The 18,475-nt window shown below is 44.9% G+C and carries 15 protein-coding genes; 6 read left to right on the top strand and 9 right to left on the bottom strand.

The annotated features are described in order from the left end of the window. Positions 1-35 precede the first annotated feature (35 nt). Both SNE25_RS08625 and SNE25_RS08620 read right to left on the bottom strand, forming a co-directional pair. Positions 36-779, bottom strand: coding sequence for a DUF72 domain-containing protein (locus SNE25_RS08625; protein ID WP_321564694.1), 744 nt, complete (start codon positions 777-779; stop codon positions 36-38). Positions 780-792: 13 nt separating this feature from the next. Further along, complete coding sequence (locus SNE25_RS08620) at positions 793-1,176, bottom strand: TraR/DksA family transcriptional regulator (protein ID WP_321564693.1); 384 nt, start codon at positions 1,174-1,176, stop codon at positions 793-795. Between the two features lie 191 nt (positions 1,177-1,367). On the opposite strand from SNE25_RS08620, the gene SNE25_RS08615 reads away from it, so the two are divergent. Then, positions 1,368-1,730 (top strand): helix-turn-helix domain-containing protein, encoded by a 363-nt coding sequence (locus SNE25_RS08615; protein WP_321564692.1) that lies wholly within the window; start codon positions 1,368-1,370, stop codon positions 1,728-1,730. A 19-nt stretch (positions 1,731-1,749) separates the two neighbouring features. Here the strand turns inward: SNE25_RS08615 and SNE25_RS08610 are convergent, their stop codons facing one another. The 5 genes from SNE25_RS08610 to SNE25_RS08590 form a co-directional block, all read right to left on the bottom strand. Further along, positions 1,750-2,016 carry a hypothetical protein gene (locus SNE25_RS08610; protein WP_321564691.1) on the bottom strand — a complete coding sequence of 89 codons (267 nt, stop codon included), beginning with the start codon at positions 2,014-2,016 and terminating at the stop codon, positions 1,750-1,752. Beyond that, positions 2,006-2,428 (bottom strand): hypothetical protein, encoded by a 423-nt coding sequence (locus SNE25_RS08605; RefSeq protein ID WP_321564690.1) that lies wholly within the window; start codon positions 2,426-2,428, stop codon positions 2,006-2,008. Before SNE25_RS08605 ends, SNE25_RS08610 begins: the two co-directional genes overlap by 11 nt. A gap of 126 nt (positions 2,429-2,554) precedes the next feature. After that, entirely contained in the window at positions 2,555-2,764 is a 210-nt protein-coding gene (locus SNE25_RS08600; protein WP_321564689.1) for a hypothetical protein, read from the bottom strand. 297 nt (positions 2,765-3,061) lie between these two features. Continuing rightward, a complete protein-coding gene (locus SNE25_RS08595) occupies positions 3,062-3,316 on the bottom strand; it encodes a hypothetical protein (protein WP_321564688.1) in 255 nt (84 codons plus the stop codon). 43 nt (positions 3,317-3,359) lie between these two features. Then, entirely contained in the window at positions 3,360-5,378 is a 2,019-nt protein-coding gene (locus SNE25_RS08590; RefSeq protein ID WP_321564687.1) for a M13 family metallopeptidase, read from the bottom strand. A gap of 180 nt (positions 5,379-5,558) precedes the next feature. Here SNE25_RS08590 and SNE25_RS08585 point away from each other — a divergent pair, with 180 nt between their 5' ends. Genes SNE25_RS08585 through SNE25_RS08575 form a run of 3 tightly spaced genes read left to right on the top strand, consistent with a single transcriptional unit; the run spans position 5,559 to position 8,778 of the window. Next, positions 5,559-6,107: a YciE/YciF ferroxidase family protein gene (locus tag SNE25_RS08585; RefSeq protein WP_321564686.1), complete on the top strand. Its 549-nt coding sequence runs from the start codon at positions 5,559-5,561 to the stop codon at positions 6,105-6,107. Next, a complete protein-coding gene (locus SNE25_RS08580; RefSeq protein WP_321564685.1) occupies positions 6,107-8,302 on the top strand; it encodes a catalase in 2,196 nt (731 codons plus the stop codon). Before SNE25_RS08585 ends, SNE25_RS08580 begins: the two co-directional genes overlap by 1 nt. Continuing rightward, positions 8,302-8,778 carry an ankyrin repeat domain-containing protein gene (locus SNE25_RS08575; RefSeq protein ID WP_321564684.1) on the top strand — a complete coding sequence of 159 codons (477 nt, stop codon included), beginning with the start codon at positions 8,302-8,304 and terminating at the stop codon, positions 8,776-8,778. The genes SNE25_RS08580 and SNE25_RS08575 overlap by 1 nt, the downstream gene beginning before the upstream one ends. Positions 8,779-9,798: 1,020 nt before the next feature. Here the strand turns inward: SNE25_RS08575 and SNE25_RS08570 are convergent. Together SNE25_RS08570 and SNE25_RS08565 are read right to left on the bottom strand one after the other, a co-directional pair. Beyond that, positions 9,799-10,020: a helix-turn-helix domain-containing protein gene (locus SNE25_RS08570; protein WP_321564683.1), complete on the bottom strand. Its 222-nt coding sequence runs from the start codon at positions 10,018-10,020 to the stop codon at positions 9,799-9,801. Between the two features lie 234 nt (positions 10,021-10,254). Continuing rightward, positions 10,255-12,723 (bottom strand): alpha-L-arabinofuranosidase C-terminal domain-containing protein, encoded by a 2,469-nt coding sequence (locus SNE25_RS08565; protein ID WP_321564682.1) that lies wholly within the window; start codon positions 12,721-12,723, stop codon positions 10,255-10,257. Between the two features lie 336 nt (positions 12,724-13,059). Between SNE25_RS08565 and SNE25_RS08560 the strand changes: the two genes are divergently transcribed. Continuing rightward, a complete protein-coding gene (locus SNE25_RS08560) occupies positions 13,060-15,117 on the top strand; it encodes a glycoside hydrolase family 127 protein (protein ID WP_321564681.1) in 2,058 nt (685 codons plus the stop codon). 307 nt (positions 15,118-15,424) lie between these two features. Then, positions 15,425-18,475 carry a SusC/RagA family TonB-linked outer membrane protein gene (locus tag SNE25_RS08555; RefSeq protein WP_321564680.1) on the top strand — a complete coding sequence of 1,017 codons (3,051 nt, stop codon included), beginning with the start codon at positions 15,425-15,427 and terminating at the stop codon, positions 18,473-18,475.

Raw genomic sequence — 18,475 nt, 5'->3', positions numbered from 1 at the left:
TAATTGTGACCGAAATGGTTATTTGCTTTTTTTGATCAATAATAACTTTGTTCCGCCAGGCAGCGTTTCAGGAAATGCAGGTTCTCCAGGGCCGCACCCGCAGTATTATTAAAATAGGCGTAAACAGTTTTACCTTCCTGTTGCCATTCCCGAATATAGGAAGCATATTCGTATAAGAAGCTTTCCCCATAGCTACCTTTATAATTACCGGACGGACCATGGAAACGCAGGTAGACCAGCCGGTCAGCGGTGATTTCCATGGGCGTCGCTGATTTGGGCATATCCTGTAATACCATGGTGGCCTGGTGTTGGTTTAACGATTCAAATATGTCATCCTTATACCAGGATGGATGCCGGAATTCCACAGCGATGGGCCAGTCATAAGTTTTAGCAACAGCCAGCAATTCAAGGAACTGCGGGTTGGCGCTGACCTGCAGGCTGGGCGGAAACTGGACAAGCAGGCAGCCCCGTTGCGTTTCAGGCAGCCAGATAGCTTCCATAAAATGATGAACGTCTTCCGTACGGAACAACAGATTTTTCTGATGCGTGATCCCTTTCCAGAGTTTAAAAGTAAAACGGAAGCCGGAACCGGCTTCCGATGCCCAGCGATTTATTGTTTTCACCCGCGGAATTTTATAAAAAGAACTGTTGATCTCGATGCTGTTCTCCTGCAGCGCATAATAGGACAGCCGGGAAAGGTGGCTATGTTCCGGCGGAAAGTTCCGCTTCGGCTGATCGATCTGCAAGCCGCTTGTGCCGCCAAAGAATTCCCCTTCCATTAGTCGACGGAGCCTATGCCTGTTTAAGTTTAGCTTCCATGCTCTGGGTGGTATGGGGAACGGCGCGCAGGCGTTCTTTCGGTATCAGCGTGCCGGTCGAACGGCAAACGCCATAAGTCTTGTTTTCAATCCTGATCAGGGCGGCCTCCAGCTGCTCGATGAACTTTTTCTGCCGCGCGGCCAGTTGGTTAGTTTGTTCTTTTTCAAAAGTGGCCGAACCGTCCTCCAGCGTCTTGCCTGCAATGGCTGCCTCATCGCCGTTTGAGTTTGCGGCGCTCAGCGAGGTGGCCAGTTCATAAAGTTCCTCACGCGCTATGTCGATCTTTCCTTTGATCAGTGTCCTGAATTCATTTAACTCGGCGTCGTTGTATTTGGTCTTAGCGATTTCTTCTTGCATGATACCCATAACAATAACGCCCGGAAATGGTTGGCACGAACCGGAATCATTTTATGAAAATTCTGTTTGCAATTCAGATGTACCCTCCTGTTCCGAATATTAGCAGTGTTTTTATGGTAACCTATTTTACGCCAAAGCACTTAATTATCGTTATATTTGTATTCCTTAATTAATATGAAATTTATTAACCTATGAATATCGGACAAAACATCCGGGCCCTGCGCCGGGAGAAGGGCTGGAGCCAGGAAGAAGTTTCTAAACGGCTGGATATTTCCATTCCGGCATTTTCCAAAATAGAAACAGGCGTTACGGACATCAACCTGTCGAGACTGGAACAAATCGCTGCTATTTTTGAAACAACTGTGGCCCGGATGCTGACCCAAAATGATGATCATCCGGAAAAACCCGGTTCCAAACTAGACACACTGAGTCATCAATTGATGATCAGGGAAACAGAAGTGATCAGTCTGCAGAATAAACTGATTGAGCTTTTTGAAGAATTACGAAAAACAGAAATAAAACCTTTGACAAAATCTAGCACCGTCGGCGCGTAAATCGATAGCGGATCTCAGGCTAACTTATGAGGATGTCCCCCAACTCCTGATAATTCAGGATCGTTGTACAACCATTATCAATGGCTATTGCCTTAACCGTAAACTGCTTATCGCTACTGAATAATAATGCGGTTTTGTCCGTCACCCGATGGCCTTTAAGGTGCTCGATAAACTTTTCCAAATCCAATGGCAATTGTGGAACAAGATAAATTCTCATTTTGCGCCCCTTGAAGCTTATCGCGAAAGGGAGTTTGGCTTTCCGGGTGATCGCGTCCTCAATTTTCATATCTGTCTCCCGGTTCCTGTTCCTTTTTCGCGAAAAGTTTTCCGATTAACAACCCGCCCTGCTTAATTACTCTTTCAACCGCGTCATCCGTTATATATCCCGCCACTTTCTGGGAAAGCAAGCCGACCAGCAACTTCACCATAAAACCGGAGCGCCGGAATAAGGTCTTATTCAGTGTTATCGGGATCAAAAACCGCGATATCAAACTAAAAAAATCCTGACCAAAAAGCCCCTGGTCTCTCATGCTCCGGGCGGCAGCGGATCTCGGGAACAAAGTCACAGCAGCCGAAAAGATCGCTGCCGGGCTGCTGAATCGGTTTCCGAGCGCTGCCAAATGTTCATGATCGAGCAGGCTCAGCCGTTGAATTTCCGACCGGAGTTCCCTTCTGTTGGAAATGGCAATATCTTTCATGTGTTAAATGTCTTACGGATCAACATCCGGATGAATGAATTTTGCAGCGTCGATTTTAACACCCTTGCCGCTATGACCAGGATTACATAAAGCAACGTGACACACCCGAATCCGGCCCAATAAGACCTAAGGAGGTGCCCTGCCAACAACGCCAGCGTAACGGTAAAAAAAAAGAAAGGCCAGCAACACAAGAACGACGACAATCAGATCCGTGATCAATTCAGCAATAATTCCGCTTGCTTTATCGATGCCCTCATATTTTAATAACCTGATCTTTATTTCAAGATACTGTTTGATTTGATCAATAATGAGAAAAGATGTAGATGTTGGTTCCATATTGGGGTTGATTTAAAGAGTGAATACCCGTTATCATCGCCGCAAATGTCGTTTTTTGCAGGTACTGTCACTAACACAATGACAATGCCAACCGGGCCTGAAAACGAAGGATCGTCTTACTCCGGTGCCGGCGCTTCGGCTTCTCCCAATTAAATAATTCAATAGCACCCTTCTTTTTGCACACTTTGCCTGTTTTGAATTTCTCAAAAAGAAATTTTTTTTCATAGAAGTGTAGATTACTATACACCCATGTAGTGGTCTGTGAACACTTTTACTTGATCATTCCCCGGAGCAGCTTTACGTCGGCATCTTATCGGCTACACCGTAGTTCTTGATCGCATCGCTGAACAGCTTTTCGCATTGATGAAAGACCGGCGGGCAGTGCGCCTTATCCGTGATGTAAAACGCTCCGGAGCTTTCATCCACCTGCATGTGGAAACGATTTTGCTGTCCGTCGACTGTTACATAGACCTGGAACAGCTGTACCTTTCTCCGGTTCATGGAAATAAATTTCAGGCTGTGCCCCTCCTCCTCTATTAAAAAATTCTTCATGCCGCGAAAATAGTAAAAACGCGATGTAACCCTATTTCCCGTTTCACCAGATCCTTACTCTTTGTTCCTCCGGTTTATAGTTTTTATCGCCGGGCTGTATATTAAATGCCCGGTAGAAAGGTGCGAAATTCATTAAAGGGCCGTTCACCCGCCACATCGCTGGCGAATGCGGATTGGTGTTGACATAGGTACGAAGAAAGGCATCTCTTGTCTTGACCCGCCAAATCCTGGCTATCGACAGAAAGAAACGCTGGTCCGGAGTAAATCCATCGATCTTATCGGCGCTTTTTCCCTGTTCGGTCATTTTGAACGCGTCATAAGCGATCGCCACGCCTCCGTTATCGGCGGTATTTTCGCCCAAGGTCAGGGAGCCTTTGATATGAACGGTATCGAGCACGGTGAACGTACTGTATAAGTTAGCCAGCTGTGTGGTCTTTTCCTTAAATTTACGGAAGTCCTCCTTCGTCCACCAGTTTTTTACGTTACCCTCTTTATCGTACTGCGCGCCTTGGTCATCAAATGCATGGGTCATCTCATGGCCGATCACCATCCCAATGCCGCCATAAATGATGGCGTCATCCGCCATAAAATCAAAATAAGGGTACTGTAAAATACCCGCGGGGAAAACGATCTCATTAACCGGCGGATTATAATAAGCAGTCACCGTAGCGGGCGTGGTTTGCCATTCGGTTTTGTCAACAGGTTTATTCAGCTTGGCGAGTTCATATTGGAAATCATTTTTATTTAATGACAGGATATTTTCAAAGAACTGGCTTCGGTTAATTTGTACCTTATCATAGTTTCGCCACTTATCCGGGTAGCCTATCTTTTTGATAATGGTATAAAGCTTTTCTTTCGCTTTTTGTTTAGTGCTGTCGCTCATCCAGTCCAGCTGGTTGATCCGGTTCTCAAAAGCTTTTTGCAGGTTGTTGACCAGGCTCAATACGCGTTTTTTGGCATCTTCATTAAAATAACGCTTAACGTAGAGTTGCCCTAAAGCCATGCCTAAATAGGCATCGACATTCGCCGTCATGAGCTGTCTGCGCGTTTTTTGTGCATCTTCCCCGGACAATACTTTATTAAATGCAAACGACGCGTCAACGAAGGATTGACTGAGTTTATCAGCGTAATTTTGAAGGGTCGCGGCTTTTAAATAGATTTTCCAGCTATTCAGGCCAACGGACTTCAGCATCATGTTCAGCTTGTCATAATAAGCAGGCTGGGCCATATCAATGGAATCTGTGGTGGCGCCGATTCCGGCTAGAAAATCTGACCAGGCGATATTTGCTTGTATCTTATTGATACCGGTCACCCCAACCTTATTAAAATTCGCATGCACATCGCGCAGTTCGATATTTGTTTTACTTGCATCAGCCAGTTGCTTTTCAATATCATAGGTGATCGTCGCGTTTTCGGCGGCGGTGCCAGGGCTATTGCCGGTTAATTGAAACAAAGCGCGGAGGTAGGTTTTATAGGCCGCTTGTACATGCAGCGTAGCCGAATCGGTTTTGAAGTAATAGCTTTTTTCGGGTAGGCCCGTGCCGCCCTGGTAAACGTGGGCGATATTGAGGCTGCTGTTTTTATTGTCGGGAGCAATGCCGAAACTGACCAGCGAACCGTTCCCGGTTTTCATCTCGTCCGCCAGGAATTTCATTAAGCCGGATACATTACGAATGGCATCAATACGAGCTAAAACAGGTTTTACAGGTCCGTAACCTCTGCCGTTAATCGTTGCCATGTCCATGCCGGAAGCATAAAAATCACCCACCTGCTGTCCGATACTGCCCATCGTATTCTCAGATTTTGAAACGCTGTCCAGGATATTTTGCAGCAGGCGTTTTTGCGGAATGTTCAAAAACGAGTAAGAACCCACACCGGCCTGGTCATTATCGATCTTCACGGTATCATACCAGCGCCCGTTGACATAGCGAAAGAAATTGTCGCCCGGCTTAACCGAAGGGTCCAATCCGGCCACATCAACAAAACGCTTCTGCTGCGCATTCGAAACATGCCACATGCTGAAAAGCGCAACCGTTAAACACAAGCCAGATATTTTTTTCATAAAGTAAAGATTTGGCTAAATGTAACAAATCCGGGTGACATGAGGGACATGCGCTGATCACCAGGAGCAGGTGCTAATCATATTTCAAAGTTTAAAAATTAAATTAAAAAGAAAATAAAAGAAACAATCGCACAAGCGGTATGTTTCAATAAACACAATCTATTACAATCAACACTACTTATGAGCAAGGAAACAGGGGAACCTCAATTCAGTACTAAAACATCACCGAAGGCTGAACCGGCCTTATTGGAGTTATTTACAGACGGCATCAAAGATATCTATTGGGCGGAAAACCATCTGGTAAAAACGCTGCCTGAGATGCAGCTGGCTGCGACATCGAAATCCCTGGTCAACGCGATTGGCAAGCACTTGGAAGAAACCAAGGTCCATGTCAGCCGGCTGGAACAGGTATTCGACATATTAGGCGAAAAAGTGCAGGCGCAGAAATGCGACGCGATGGAAGGCTTGTCCAAAGAAGGCGAAGGTATCATTGAAAGTACGGAAGCCGGCACAGCTACACGCGATGTTGGCATTATACTGGCTTCCCAAAAAGTTGAGCATTATGAGATCGCCACCTATGGCGGCCTGACCCAACTGGCTAAGACCCTGGGGTTGGACGATGTTGCGGAACTGTTGTACCAAACCCTAACCGAGGAAAAAGCAGCCGACGAAAAATTAACCGAAGTGGCGGAGGACGACATCAACTATAAAGCGGCGGAGGAAGCATAATGGCCAAAACAAAACCATCACCCAAACTCGGAACCGAAGCAGCCATCGATAAAAAGCTGGCGCCTCAACCTGAAAATGATAAAACTACACAATTAGCGGCGCACACAGCTGATGCTTCCGGTGAACAAATGAATACCAATACCGGTCTGCCCGTTAATAATGACCAAAATTCTTTAAAAGCCGGCGACCGCGGGCCTACCTTGCTGGAAGATTTTATCCTGCGGGAAAAGATCACCCATTTTGATCACGAGCGCATTCCTGAGCGTGTCGTACATGCCCGCGGTTCGGGGGCGCATGGTGTATTCAAAGTTTACAAGCCCCTCTCCGAATATACTAAAGCAGAATTTCTGAATGACACCGGGTTAGAAACACCGGTATTCGTACGCTTTTCCACCGTGGCAGGTTCCCGGGGTTCGACCGATCTGGCCCGTGACGTGCGCGGTTTTGCCGTTCGTTTTTACACCCGGCAGGGTAACTTCGATTTGGTAGGCAATAACATGCCCGTATTTTTTATACAGGATGCCGTTAAGTTTCCTGACCTGATCCACGCCGTCAAACCGGAGCCGGATAACGAAATCCCGCAGGCGGCTTCAGCCCACGATACCTTTTGGGATTTTATTTCGCTGATGCCGGAATCAGCTCACATGATCATGTGGGCGATGAGCGACCGGGCCATCCCAAGGAGCCTGAGAATGATGGAAGGGTTTGGCGTACATACTTTCCGCCTGATCAATGCGGAGGGCAAAGCCAGTTTCGTTAAATTTCACTGGAAACCACTCTTAGGAGTTCATTCAGTAGCCTGGGACGAAGCGCAGAATATTTCAGGTAAAGATCCGGACTTCCACCGCCGCGATCTTTGGGATGCTATCGAAAGCGGTGCCTTCCCGGAATGGGAACTGGGACTGCAAATCATTCCGGAAGAAGATGAGTTCAAATATGATTTTGACCTACTTGACCCGACCAAACTAGTGCCCGAGGAACTGGTGCCCGTGCAGCGCGTGGGTAAACTGACCCTGAACCGAAACCCGGATAATTTCTTTGCTGAAACAGAGCAGATCGCTTTCCACTTAGGCCATATCGTTCCAGGCATAGATTTTACGGACGACCCATTATTACAAGGCCGTTTGTTTTCCTACACCGATACACAACTTACCCGTTTAGGCGGGCCCAACTTCCAGGAAATCCCGATCAACCGCCCCATCGTACCGGTTTACAATAACCAGCGCGATGGCTTTATGCGCCAAACCATTAATAAAGGTAAAACCAGCTACAATCCCAACTCGCTCGGCCATAACGCCCCGCAGCAAGTAAAAGAAACCGCCGGCGGTTTTGTCAGCTACCGCGAACGCATCGAAGCCCGAAAACTGCGTGTGCGCAACAAGAGCTTCTTTGACCACTTCAGCCAGGCCCGCTTATTTTTTAACAGCCAGTCTGACTCCGAGAAAAACCATTTGATAGACGCGCTAACTTTCGAGTTAGGTAAAGTGAAAACGGTAGCTATCCGCATAAGGATGCTGGGTATCCTAAAACAGATCGATAAAGGATTAGCAGCTCAAGTCGCCTTTGGGCTAGGCTTGCATGTACCTGCAGACGATGAACTGCCAACTAACCAAAGTATTCCCGCAGATGGTGATCCGGCTGATTACCAGTCCGTGCAAATCGATGGTTCATTGGCCAAATCGGATGCGCTAAGCATGGCAAACACTATTAAAAACACGATCAAAAGCCGTAAGGTCGCTATACTGGCAGCTGACGGCGTGGATGCGAATTCGCTGAGCACCGTTAAACAAGCACTGGAAGCCGAAGGCGCAGTGGTTGAAGTCATTGCACCGAGGCAAGGCCTTATTACAGCCGAAAACAATGAGCAAATCGAGGTTGACCAAAGCTTTTTAGGTGCGGCATCCGTATTGTTTGACGCGGTATACGTAGCAGGCGGCAAAAATGCCGCAGCAGCTTTAGAAGCCGAAGCCAATGCGGTGCATTTCCTGAACGAAGCATTCAAGCATTGCAAAGCCATTGCGGCGTATAAAGACGCCGTACAGGTTTTAGAAGCTACCTATTTTCGCAAAAAAACAGCGCACGACGAAGGCATAATAGTGGGCGGCGATCTGAAAAGACTAACGAGTAGCTTTATCCATGCAATTAAGCAGCACCGTTTCTGGGAACGGGAAAAACCAAGACTGATACCCGCCTAATGGAAATAAACATCATGCAATTGATTAGCGCCTCCCGGTCCGGTGACCTGGAAGCACTTCAAACCCTGATCGCGCAAGGCGCGGACCTGAACGCTAAAGACGAAAAAGGCTATACACCTCTCATTATCGCCTGCTATAACAATCAAATAGCTTCAGCTGAACTGTTGCTGAATGCCGGAGCCAACGTTAACGCTTCAGATTTTGGTGGCAATACCGCCCTCATGGGTGTTTGTTTTAAAGGCTATCCCAATATTGCAAAACTGCTGCTGGAACATGGTGCCGATCCTGATCTGCAACAAGGAAACGGCGGTACCGCCCTGATGTTTGCCGCCATGTTCGGCCGGAACGACCTGTTAAAAATCCTGCTGGAGCATGGTGCGGACAAAACCATACTGGACAGTCGCGGAATGTCGGTGTTTGACCTGGCCGCTCAGCAAGGCAACGAAGAAGCGATCGGAATATTGGAGGCTGCTTAAGCCTCCTTTATTGGCCCGTCAGTTATTTAAAATCAAACCCCTAGCAAATCTCCATGGCCCACCCACATAAACCCAAAGGTCCAAACCAACTGCCCCCACTGCGAACGGCTCAAATACCTTCGAAAGTTCAGCCAAAACGCCCGTGATACTTCCAACTTGTCTCGGTTGACGGCATTGAATATCCATTACTATACGATATTTCCCACGTAGGAAAATCTATAATCAGTATAGCCAAAGCCCCATAGTGAAATCCCTATAGAAGAAGGTAAACTTGACACATTCGGCTTTAATTTCAATCTAACCGGAAACGTGTTGGATAATCTACACCCCAAATTTATCGATGGAAAAAAAAATTTATAATTATAATAATCATAGTAACCGCTCATCAAAGCGAAAGGGTGTGATGAGATCAATGCTGAGGTCCTTTATTTCAACGTGCACGGGATTGATCAACACATTTTGAGCATTTGGGTCAAGTGCACAGGGTATCTCAAAGAGCAATGATTGTCCTGATGTCAGCCAGGCGTTGCCGATACGCTGTAGCAGTTGTGGTGCCGGATACCGGTCTCAATCGGCGGGAAGATCATGGCGATCCAGCGTCAGGCGGCTAGCATCGTCGGGGCGGACATCACCACCATTTGCAGGTCATGGATAACTTATTAACAATGATCAGGGAATTTATCCATTATATCATCAAGGAGGAAAAACAGGCGGAACACGAACACCTGGTTCAAAAAATTTCCAGGGAGTTACAGGAACTCTAACCCGAGTCAGTTACTTTAACCGTATTTAAACTCTCGAATCAGTCCTGCCTGACCGCCGCACTCTTTTTGTTCAAAATAGATCTCAACCAGTCGCCTGTGCGGTGGAAGTTCTATGCCGAAGCCTTTTTGACGGACCGGACCAGGTTTGGAGTTGGGACCGTTCTTAACAGGTATTCGTTTAGCCTTTCGTTTCAACATTGATAATCAGTTTAAAGCCAGCCCTGCTATACGCAAAACCGGCAGGTGTGTAATAAACTCAAGCGCTTTTGTTGGCAGACATCATAAACGTAATGTCCTCGTAGTCATAATAAATGGAGCCACCGATCCTGGTAAAAGGAAGGACGCTGCTATCTCTTAATGACTGAAGAAAGCCGTGTGAGATGCCGAGCAGTTTTTTAACCTCAGCGGACTTCAACCATTTTTTTCCAGGCTGACCGGTAAAGCAATCTTTGACAATGCGCTTGAATTCCAGAAGCATGTCTTCCTTTAATTCTTCAAGATCGCCTTGAGTGACGATCTGGTCCGTGTCGGGACGATTCCGGACATTTTTGCCCGTTCTTGTGCTGCTTTATCCATAACATTCTGATTTATCGGGCTTCAAATTTGGATAAAGCCAAAATCAATAGATGACAACTTAAGCGTACGTTGTGGTTTTTTTTGATAATAGCTTCCTCGCATAGCAGCAATCTATATTGCTATCTTCACTTGTCTTTTAAAAAACAGGAGAAGTCTTGTTTTTAAAACTTAAAATGGTATACGAATAAGCTGGGAAGTCATACTCAATTTTATTGCCAGCGTTAAGTATTTGTTTTTTTATCGATTTTATTTTTTCTGGCTTCTGTGGAGTATTTTCGTCATCAGGGTTCCCCGAAAGAGTGATTGTTTGTATTTGAGCTTTTCTGCCAGCGAAGTTCTTAAGGTTAATTTCTGTTTTTAAATTTACTTTACCTGTGTTAACAACATGAATAGCCATTGTTTTTCCATCATCGGAACGTGTGGCTGTAACATCAAGCGGGCCATCTGTTTGGGAGTCTATTCTTAACGGAAGGTGATTTACCGATGCCATTTGCTGCGCATAAAAGGGCGGCATTCCCCAAACCCGGGCCGGGGTAAAAAATATCTGCCCCTGATCCCAGTCGTTATCGTTTTGGAGATAGGGCTGCAAGGCATTAGCCGGACAAGAGGTCAGCACGAAATCTCCATGTCTCCTGACAGCATTGAGGGTAGTAGCATGGCCAAGTGCCCTTTGTAAATTATGTAGTCCACCGTTCTCTTCAAAAATGGCACATTTTAAGGTAGTATTGGGATCCCATTTTTTAAACAAATCATGCATGATTTGTAAATTTGTATCCACCTTCGCTCCGGCGTTTGCCTCATCAGCGTCGGTATGTAAATCCCAATAAGATGCTTTTCTATTGATAGCATTGAAAACCAACTCCATATTTTGCGATTTTGGTCGCCACCATACCGAGCATACTAAATTAATTTCAGGATTTTTAGCATGTATGGCATTGTATAGTACATTAAACCGCTCTGCATAATGTTGGTAATCTTCCCTTTTATCGCCCCAAATTACCTCTTCATTACCGATCTCAATGTATCGGAGTTTGTAGGACATAGCGTGTCCTGCAGCTGCGCGTTTTTTACCTCCGACTGACTTTATATCGCCTGTAAGATATTCCACCATGTCTGCAATATCCTGTGCGGAGTCTTCTACATTTATAGCAAACGCAGGTTCAAAGCTGGAGGCTTCGCAGAATTTTAAAAATTCCTCTATTCCAAAACCGTTTGAGCCGTAGGGATACCAATGCCCTTTGTATGGTGGTCGTTGATCCGGTTTCCCAATCATATTTTTCCATCGGTATTCCGGGGCGTTTACCATTGTTCCGCCATACCGTAAAAAGTTAAGCCCTTGCTTTTGCATCATTACCCCAATATCTTCCCGAAAAGGCAAATCCTTGAAAACTTTATTATGGGCATTCATCAAAGTTGCCTGGTCAACCCAGAGCCTGCCTTTTTTGCCAATGTAAATTGCAAAGCGTGAATTGCTATCTGTTTTAGTTGCAATAATTGAGAATGCATATTTTTTCCATGACTTACCAACCTGCTGTATTTGCGCAGATGCATAGGTTATGTTTCCATCGGCACTTTCGAGTGTTAAGGTTACCGAACCCGAAAAAGATTCAGACCTAAGATATATCGATCCATTAAACTGTTGCCCCTTTTTAACGGCAATACCCCAGTGATTAAGTCCGCTATTGGCTATGCCCGCCCTGCCCTTACCGCTAACAAACTGAATAACCTGCGACTGCCGGCCGGTAAAAGACGTTGTAGTATCAAGCTGATAAATAGCCCGGGCATTTTTACTTATGGCGTTCCACTGAAAACTTACCCGTGTTGATACAGCCGGCGTTAAAGGCAAATTTATTCTTACTCCACTTACCACGACTGCGCATTTGCTGAACGCGGAAGCATCGTTATTAGCATATATACCTATCTGACCAGATAGTATTGGCGATTTGGTATCTGTAAAATCCACTGCCGGTTGTTGCTCATTATTAGTGTATACCTTAATATGTCCGCCTTGCAATTCAACACGGAGGTAAATACTTCCATTTATATCCGTTTCAACACTGCTGCGGGCAACGTCATGCCAACCGTTTAAATACTTTTTTATAATTACCCTACCCCTCCCTTTAGATATTTCAATGGCATATCCGTTAGGAGCAGGGTTACCGGGGATAACATTATTCATCCGCACCAACAAACCCGCGTTACGGGCCCTGTCTGCAAATGTTATGGTTGCTTCAAAACTTCCATTTTTAATAAAGGTGTTATTATGAATAAGTTTAAAGCCTGGCGCGGCGCTTGATGGATTACCACCTCCTCCTATTCTCCATGCTGCAGGTAGCTGCCTCCAGCCGGCAAAGCCATTTGCCGGAGCCGGTTCTTCAAAGCTTTCGCCAAACAGTCGCTGATCATACAAACCGCCGTATATTTCATGATTTACATCTTCTGCACATGAGCCGTACATTTCCGCCGGGATTTTGTTTAATACCTTAGCAGCATCCACAGTTATCTGCGACGTTTGTGCAAGCGCCGTTACTGAGGTAAATGACAGCGTACACACTACCATCCTGATAAAAAATATTTTGTTTGACGGGTTCAACTTTATAGCCATTTTAGGTAGAAGAAATAAAAAGGGTAATTATTCAAATTTCTTATTCATGCGCATATAGTGGTTGAACCCAATTGATATATTTTAAATCAATTTTGACTAAAACCTCAATAAAGTACAATATAGCCGGATTTACTCACGGATTATTAAAACTACTGTTTTACACCATGATATGGGCATTAAGTAACATACATATCAAATGAGTGTAAGAAAAAGTTAATATTGTGCAAAAAGTGATTTTACATAAAGCTCAATTTGCACACTAAATAGAAATGGTATGCTTTAACGGTATGATCCTTTTCAAAACATCCAATTTTTAACCTTTATAATCTTCTTAAAATGGCCATTATCAAAAGCTATCGCCTTTTATTATTATGCGGTCAGCTAACGTTTTTTAGTTATCAGGCTCTGGCGCAAACAAGCAACACAGACACACATACCATTCATCCTGTAAGTTTTCAGAATGTACGGATAGATGACCAGTTCTGGAGTCCTAAATTCAAGGTATGGAACTCAACTACGGTTTATGATGTGTTTGATAAGCTGGAAGGCAAGTATGAGCCGGACCGGCCGGATATTATCAAAGAAAAAGAAAAACTTGGCCGAACCAGGAACGCTTTTCAGAATTTTGATTGGGTGGCCGAGGGCAAAAAAAATACGCAACAACATGATGGCCCACCCTGGTATGATGGCTTAGTTTACGAAACAATCAGGGGGGCTGCCGATTTGCTCGCAGAGCATCCTGATAAAATACTTGAAGCTAAAATTGATGCTTATATAGCTCGCATTGCCGCTGCCCAAAATGCAGATCCGGACGGTTACATCAATACCTATACCACGCTCATGAGGCCAAACCAGCGTTGGGGGACAAATGGCGGAGATGATAAATGGCAGCATGATGTTTACAATTCGGGCATGTTGATGGAAGCGGGTGTTCATTATTACAAAGCCACCGGAAAAACCAAGTTATTGAACGTGGCTGTTAAAATGAGTAATTATATATGCACACAAATGGGACCTGCACCCAAAAGCAATGTTATACCCGGTCATGGCGGCCCTGAGGAAGCACTGCTTAAGGTTTATCAGTTATTTAAACAACAACCTGCGCTGAAAAAGAAGATGACTATTCCGGTAAATGAGAACGATTACCTGGCGATGGTGAAATTCTGGATTGAAGACCGGGGTAATTATGGCGAAAAGGACGGATCGCATGCAAGAAAAAGCGACAGTTCTTATAATCAGGATCACATGCCTGTATTAAAGCAGGAAACAATAGAAGGGCATGCGGTACGTGCAACACTATTAGCCACAGGAGTAACTGCTACAGCCTTAGAAACCGGCGACACGCGTTATGCCAACACTGCCAACAACTACTGGAACAATATGGTTGGCAAGCGGATGTTTATTACCGGTGGAGAAGGAGCAATTGCCAATGGCGAACGTTTTGGCGCCAATTATTTTTTACCGGAGTCGGCCTATCTGGAAACCTGCGCGTCAATTAGTTCGGGCTTTTTTAGCGAACAAATGAACGAGCTAAAAGCCGATGGAAAGTATATGGATGAATTTGAAAGGGTTATTTATAATAATTTACTTTCGGGCATTTCATTAACGGGAGATCATTTTTTTTATGAAAACCCGCTTGTTGGTAATGGTAATAAACGATGGGCATGGCATGATTGCCCTTGCTGCCCGCCAATGATATTAAAAATGGTTGGAGCGCTGCCGCAATATATTTATGCCTATGACAGCGATCATCTGTATGTTAACCTGTTTATCGGCAGCGAAGCATCATTTAACATCAATGGTACAGCCGTTTTATTAAAGCAAACCACCGGTTACCCCTGGAAAGGAGCCAATAAGATCGAGGTAACACCTAAAAACACTACAAAGTTTGCCATTAATGTCCGCATACCCGGCTGGGCTGAGGGCAAGGAAAATCCTTTTGATCTGTATCATTCAAAAGTTAACGGCGGGGTTTCGCTAAAGGTTAACGGACAGCAAGTACCTGTTCAACCGGTAAAGGGTTACGCTTCCATCACACGATCATGGAAAAAAGGAGACGTGATAGAGCTTGATTTGCCAATGCAGCCAAGACTAATAACAACTAATGATTCTGTTCAAACAGTTAAAGGGAAGCTGGCACTGGCCTCGGGGCCTATTATTTATAGTTTTGAATCACTTGATAACCCGGGCTTGAAAGACTATAGGTTAAAATCAAACGCGTCACTTGCCATTAGCTATAAGCCAAATCTGTTAAACGGTATAAATGTTATTACCGGCAAGGCCGCAGACACATCGGGTAAGCAAGTTGAATTTACCGCTATCCCTTTTTATACAATCGGAAACCGGCAGGCCGGAAATCCCTACCAGGTGTGGATAAATGAAGATACTAAATAAACATATCGCACCGGTTAAATAGATATTCCGGTAAATGTTCCGGAGGGGGTAAGTCAGTCTCCTCCGGGCAAAAATTGCTCAACAGAAAACTGTTGAAAGGAGGTTCTTTTGCCTTTTTTTAGGGATTTCTCTCAACTTAAAAATGTTATAAATTAAAACGAAAGGAGGTTTTGCAGTATGCGATAAAGATATACTTAACAGCTCAAATGAAGCCGAGAAATGCTTGCAACATTTCCCGGCGGGCGGGGCAATCAGCCAATAATCATCCTAATAACTATAAACCAAATAAACCCACACATTCAAAAGTATGAAAATTCTTTTCTACAGTGAATTGCTGCGATCTGTTTTTGGAAAACTTCAAAGGATTTTAGTCGTTGTATTAACTACATTCTTTTTCTTACAAACAATTACAGCTACCGCTGGCGCCACAAAGGCGCCGGATCACTTAAAACGCAATAACGGTATAGATCCCGTTACCATTACCGGAAAGGTAACGGATGTGAATAATAGTCCGCTTCCGGGAGTTAACGTTATTTTAAAAGGCACACAAACCGGGGCCGTTACCGATGTTGATGGAAAGTACAGTTTAAGGGTGCCACAAAACAGTGGCACGCTGGTATTCACCTTTATTGGCTTTACCACAACAGAAGCAGCATTTACCGCAGGAAAAACGGTTGTAAATGTTCAGTTAACTGGTGAGGCAAAAGGCCTTAACGAAGTAGTTGTTATCGGTTATGGCACCCAGCGTCGGGGCGAAATTACAAGTGCGGTAGCCAGTGTAAAATCCGAGAACTTTGTTAAAGGATCGGTAGGTGATGCTGCTCAGCTCATCAGGGGCAAAGTTGCCGGTTTATCGGTTGTTACACCCGATGGTAACCCCACTGCTACCGCCCAGGTTAACTTGCGTGGTATAACAACCCTTAATGCCAGCACAACGCCTCTGGTTATTATTGACGGTGTTCCTGGCAGTTTAACTTCAGTAGCACCCGAAGATATCGAATCTATTGATGTGCTTAAGGATGGTTCGGCGGCGGCTATCTACGGAACCCGTGGTACCAATGGTGTAATATTGATCACAACCCGGAAATCTAAGGGTATTACTTCTCCTACCATGGAGATCAATACCTATTTTACCACACAACGTATTACCAAACGCCTGCAGTTTTTTAATGCCGACCAGTACCGGCAATTGGTACAGGAAAAAAAGCCCGGAGCAACAGACTACGGATCGAACACCAACTGGCTCGACCAGGTTTTACAAAAGCCGCTTTCAAAGGTTTACAATATCGACCTGAGGGGATCTAATGAAAAAACAAATTACATCGTAAACCTCAACTACAGAGACCTGAACGGCATTATGCAGGAATCAAACAACCGAATAATTTACCCCCGGATTGAAGTGAACCATAGTATGTTTGATGGCTTGCTTAAACTGAATGCCAACATTAATGGCTATGAGCAAACTTATAAAGGTTTTGACGGAGGCGATTATAGGGGCGACATTTATCGTAATGCTATCTATCTTAACCCTACTCAGCCGGTAAAAAATCCGGATGGTACCTATGCGGAACACGTTGATAAAACAGATTATGCCAACCCGGTTTCCCTCATCAAAAACTCCGACGGGATGCAACAAAATACAGACCTACGTACTTCAGGCTCAATAACCCTGACGCCCATCACCGATTTGGACATCAAATTGCTGGGTTCGCGCGACCTGCTGAACAATTTTGCCGGATACTCTGAAACCAAGGAGCATTATTCAACCCTTCATGATGGTAAGAATGGCTATGCCGCCAGAGGTTCTTCCCGAAATGAAGAAGATCTTGTTGAATTAACAGCCAACTATAAGCGCACGTTTGGCGGGCATTCGGTTACAGGGTTGGCTGGTTACAGCTGGAGGCAAAATGACAACCAGAGCTTTTATGCCCAAAATTATGATTTCCCGTCAGACGATTATTCTTATAACAGCCTGCAATCGGGTAAGGCATTGAGCCGCGGGCAGGCAGTAGAGAATTCATATCGTAGCCAGAACAAACTGGTAGGTTATTTTTTCCGGCTTAACTATAGCTTCCAGGACAAATACCTGTTAATGGCAAGCATCAGGAGGGAAGGCTCCTCAAAATTTGGAACAAACCATAAGTACGGAAATTTCCCGGCGGCATCAATTGGTTGGAATGCCAAAAAAGAATCGTTTCTGATGAATAACAATACCATCAGTTCCCTCAAATTTCGGGCTGGCTATGGTATAACAGGAACCGAGCCTTCAACGCCTTACCTTTCGTTAGACAGGATCAACTTCAATACCAACACCTATATTAACGGGCAATGGATACAAGTGATCAATCCATCCAGCAATGCCAACCCCGACCTTCGCTGGGAACGGAAAAAGGAATTTAACGCGGGTCTTGACCTCGGTTTGCTAAACAACAGGTTAACATTAACAGCAGATTATTACAACCGTAAAACCAGCGATCTTTTATTCAACTATCCGGTTGCCACCCCACCCTACCTTTATGACAACATCACGGCCAATGCCGCATCGATGGAAAATAAGGGTGTGGAGATTAGCTTAAATTTTGCCGCAGTACAATCTAAAAACTTTATCTGGAACACGCAGGTCAATTATTCAACCAACAAGAACAAGATCCTTTCGCTTTCTGATAAAAACTTCCAGCTGGCGAGCGGTTATTTTGATGCGGGTTTCCTGGCCGAGCCAATACAAACTCCCACCAGCCGGGTTCAAATCGGGCAGCCAATCGGTAATTTTTATGGATTTAAAAGTGTGGATATTGATGATGCCGGCCATTGGATAATACTCGGAAAAGATGGTAAACCCAAACCAATTGTTGACGCCCAGGCAGATGACAAACAAATTATCGGCAACGGCCTACCCAAACATTACCTGGCCTGGAACAACAACTTTTCCTACAAAAATTTCGACCTGAATATTACCATGCGGGGAGCCTTTGGTTTTCAGATACTGAATACCCCCAGGATATGGTATGATGCACCGGTTATGTTAACAAGGGGAAACCTTTTAGTTACCGCTTATGATAACGTATATGGCAAACGACCACTTGCCGACGACCAATCTGTAAGCTATGTGAGCAACTATATCGAAAACGGCAGTTACTGGAAAATTGACAATGTAACGCTTGGCTATAATTTACAGCTGAAAACAAAATATATAAAAAGCGTAAGGATATATGCCTCCGGTTCAAACCTGAAAACTTTCACCAAGTATAAAGGCATTGACCCCGAAGTTGGCATTCTCGGCCTTGCACCCGGGGTTGACGACCGTAACAGATACCCCGCTACTTCAACTTATACACTTGGAGCATTTTTAAACTTTTAA

It is taken from the genome of Mucilaginibacter sabulilitoris, from assembly GCF_034262375.1.
In the GTDB taxonomy this organism is placed as follows: Bacteria; Bacteroidota; Bacteroidia; order Sphingobacteriales; family Sphingobacteriaceae; genus Mucilaginibacter; species Mucilaginibacter sabulilitoris.
Note: the sequence above shows the minus strand (reverse complement) of the source record. Positions and strands in the feature narration are given on the sequence as shown.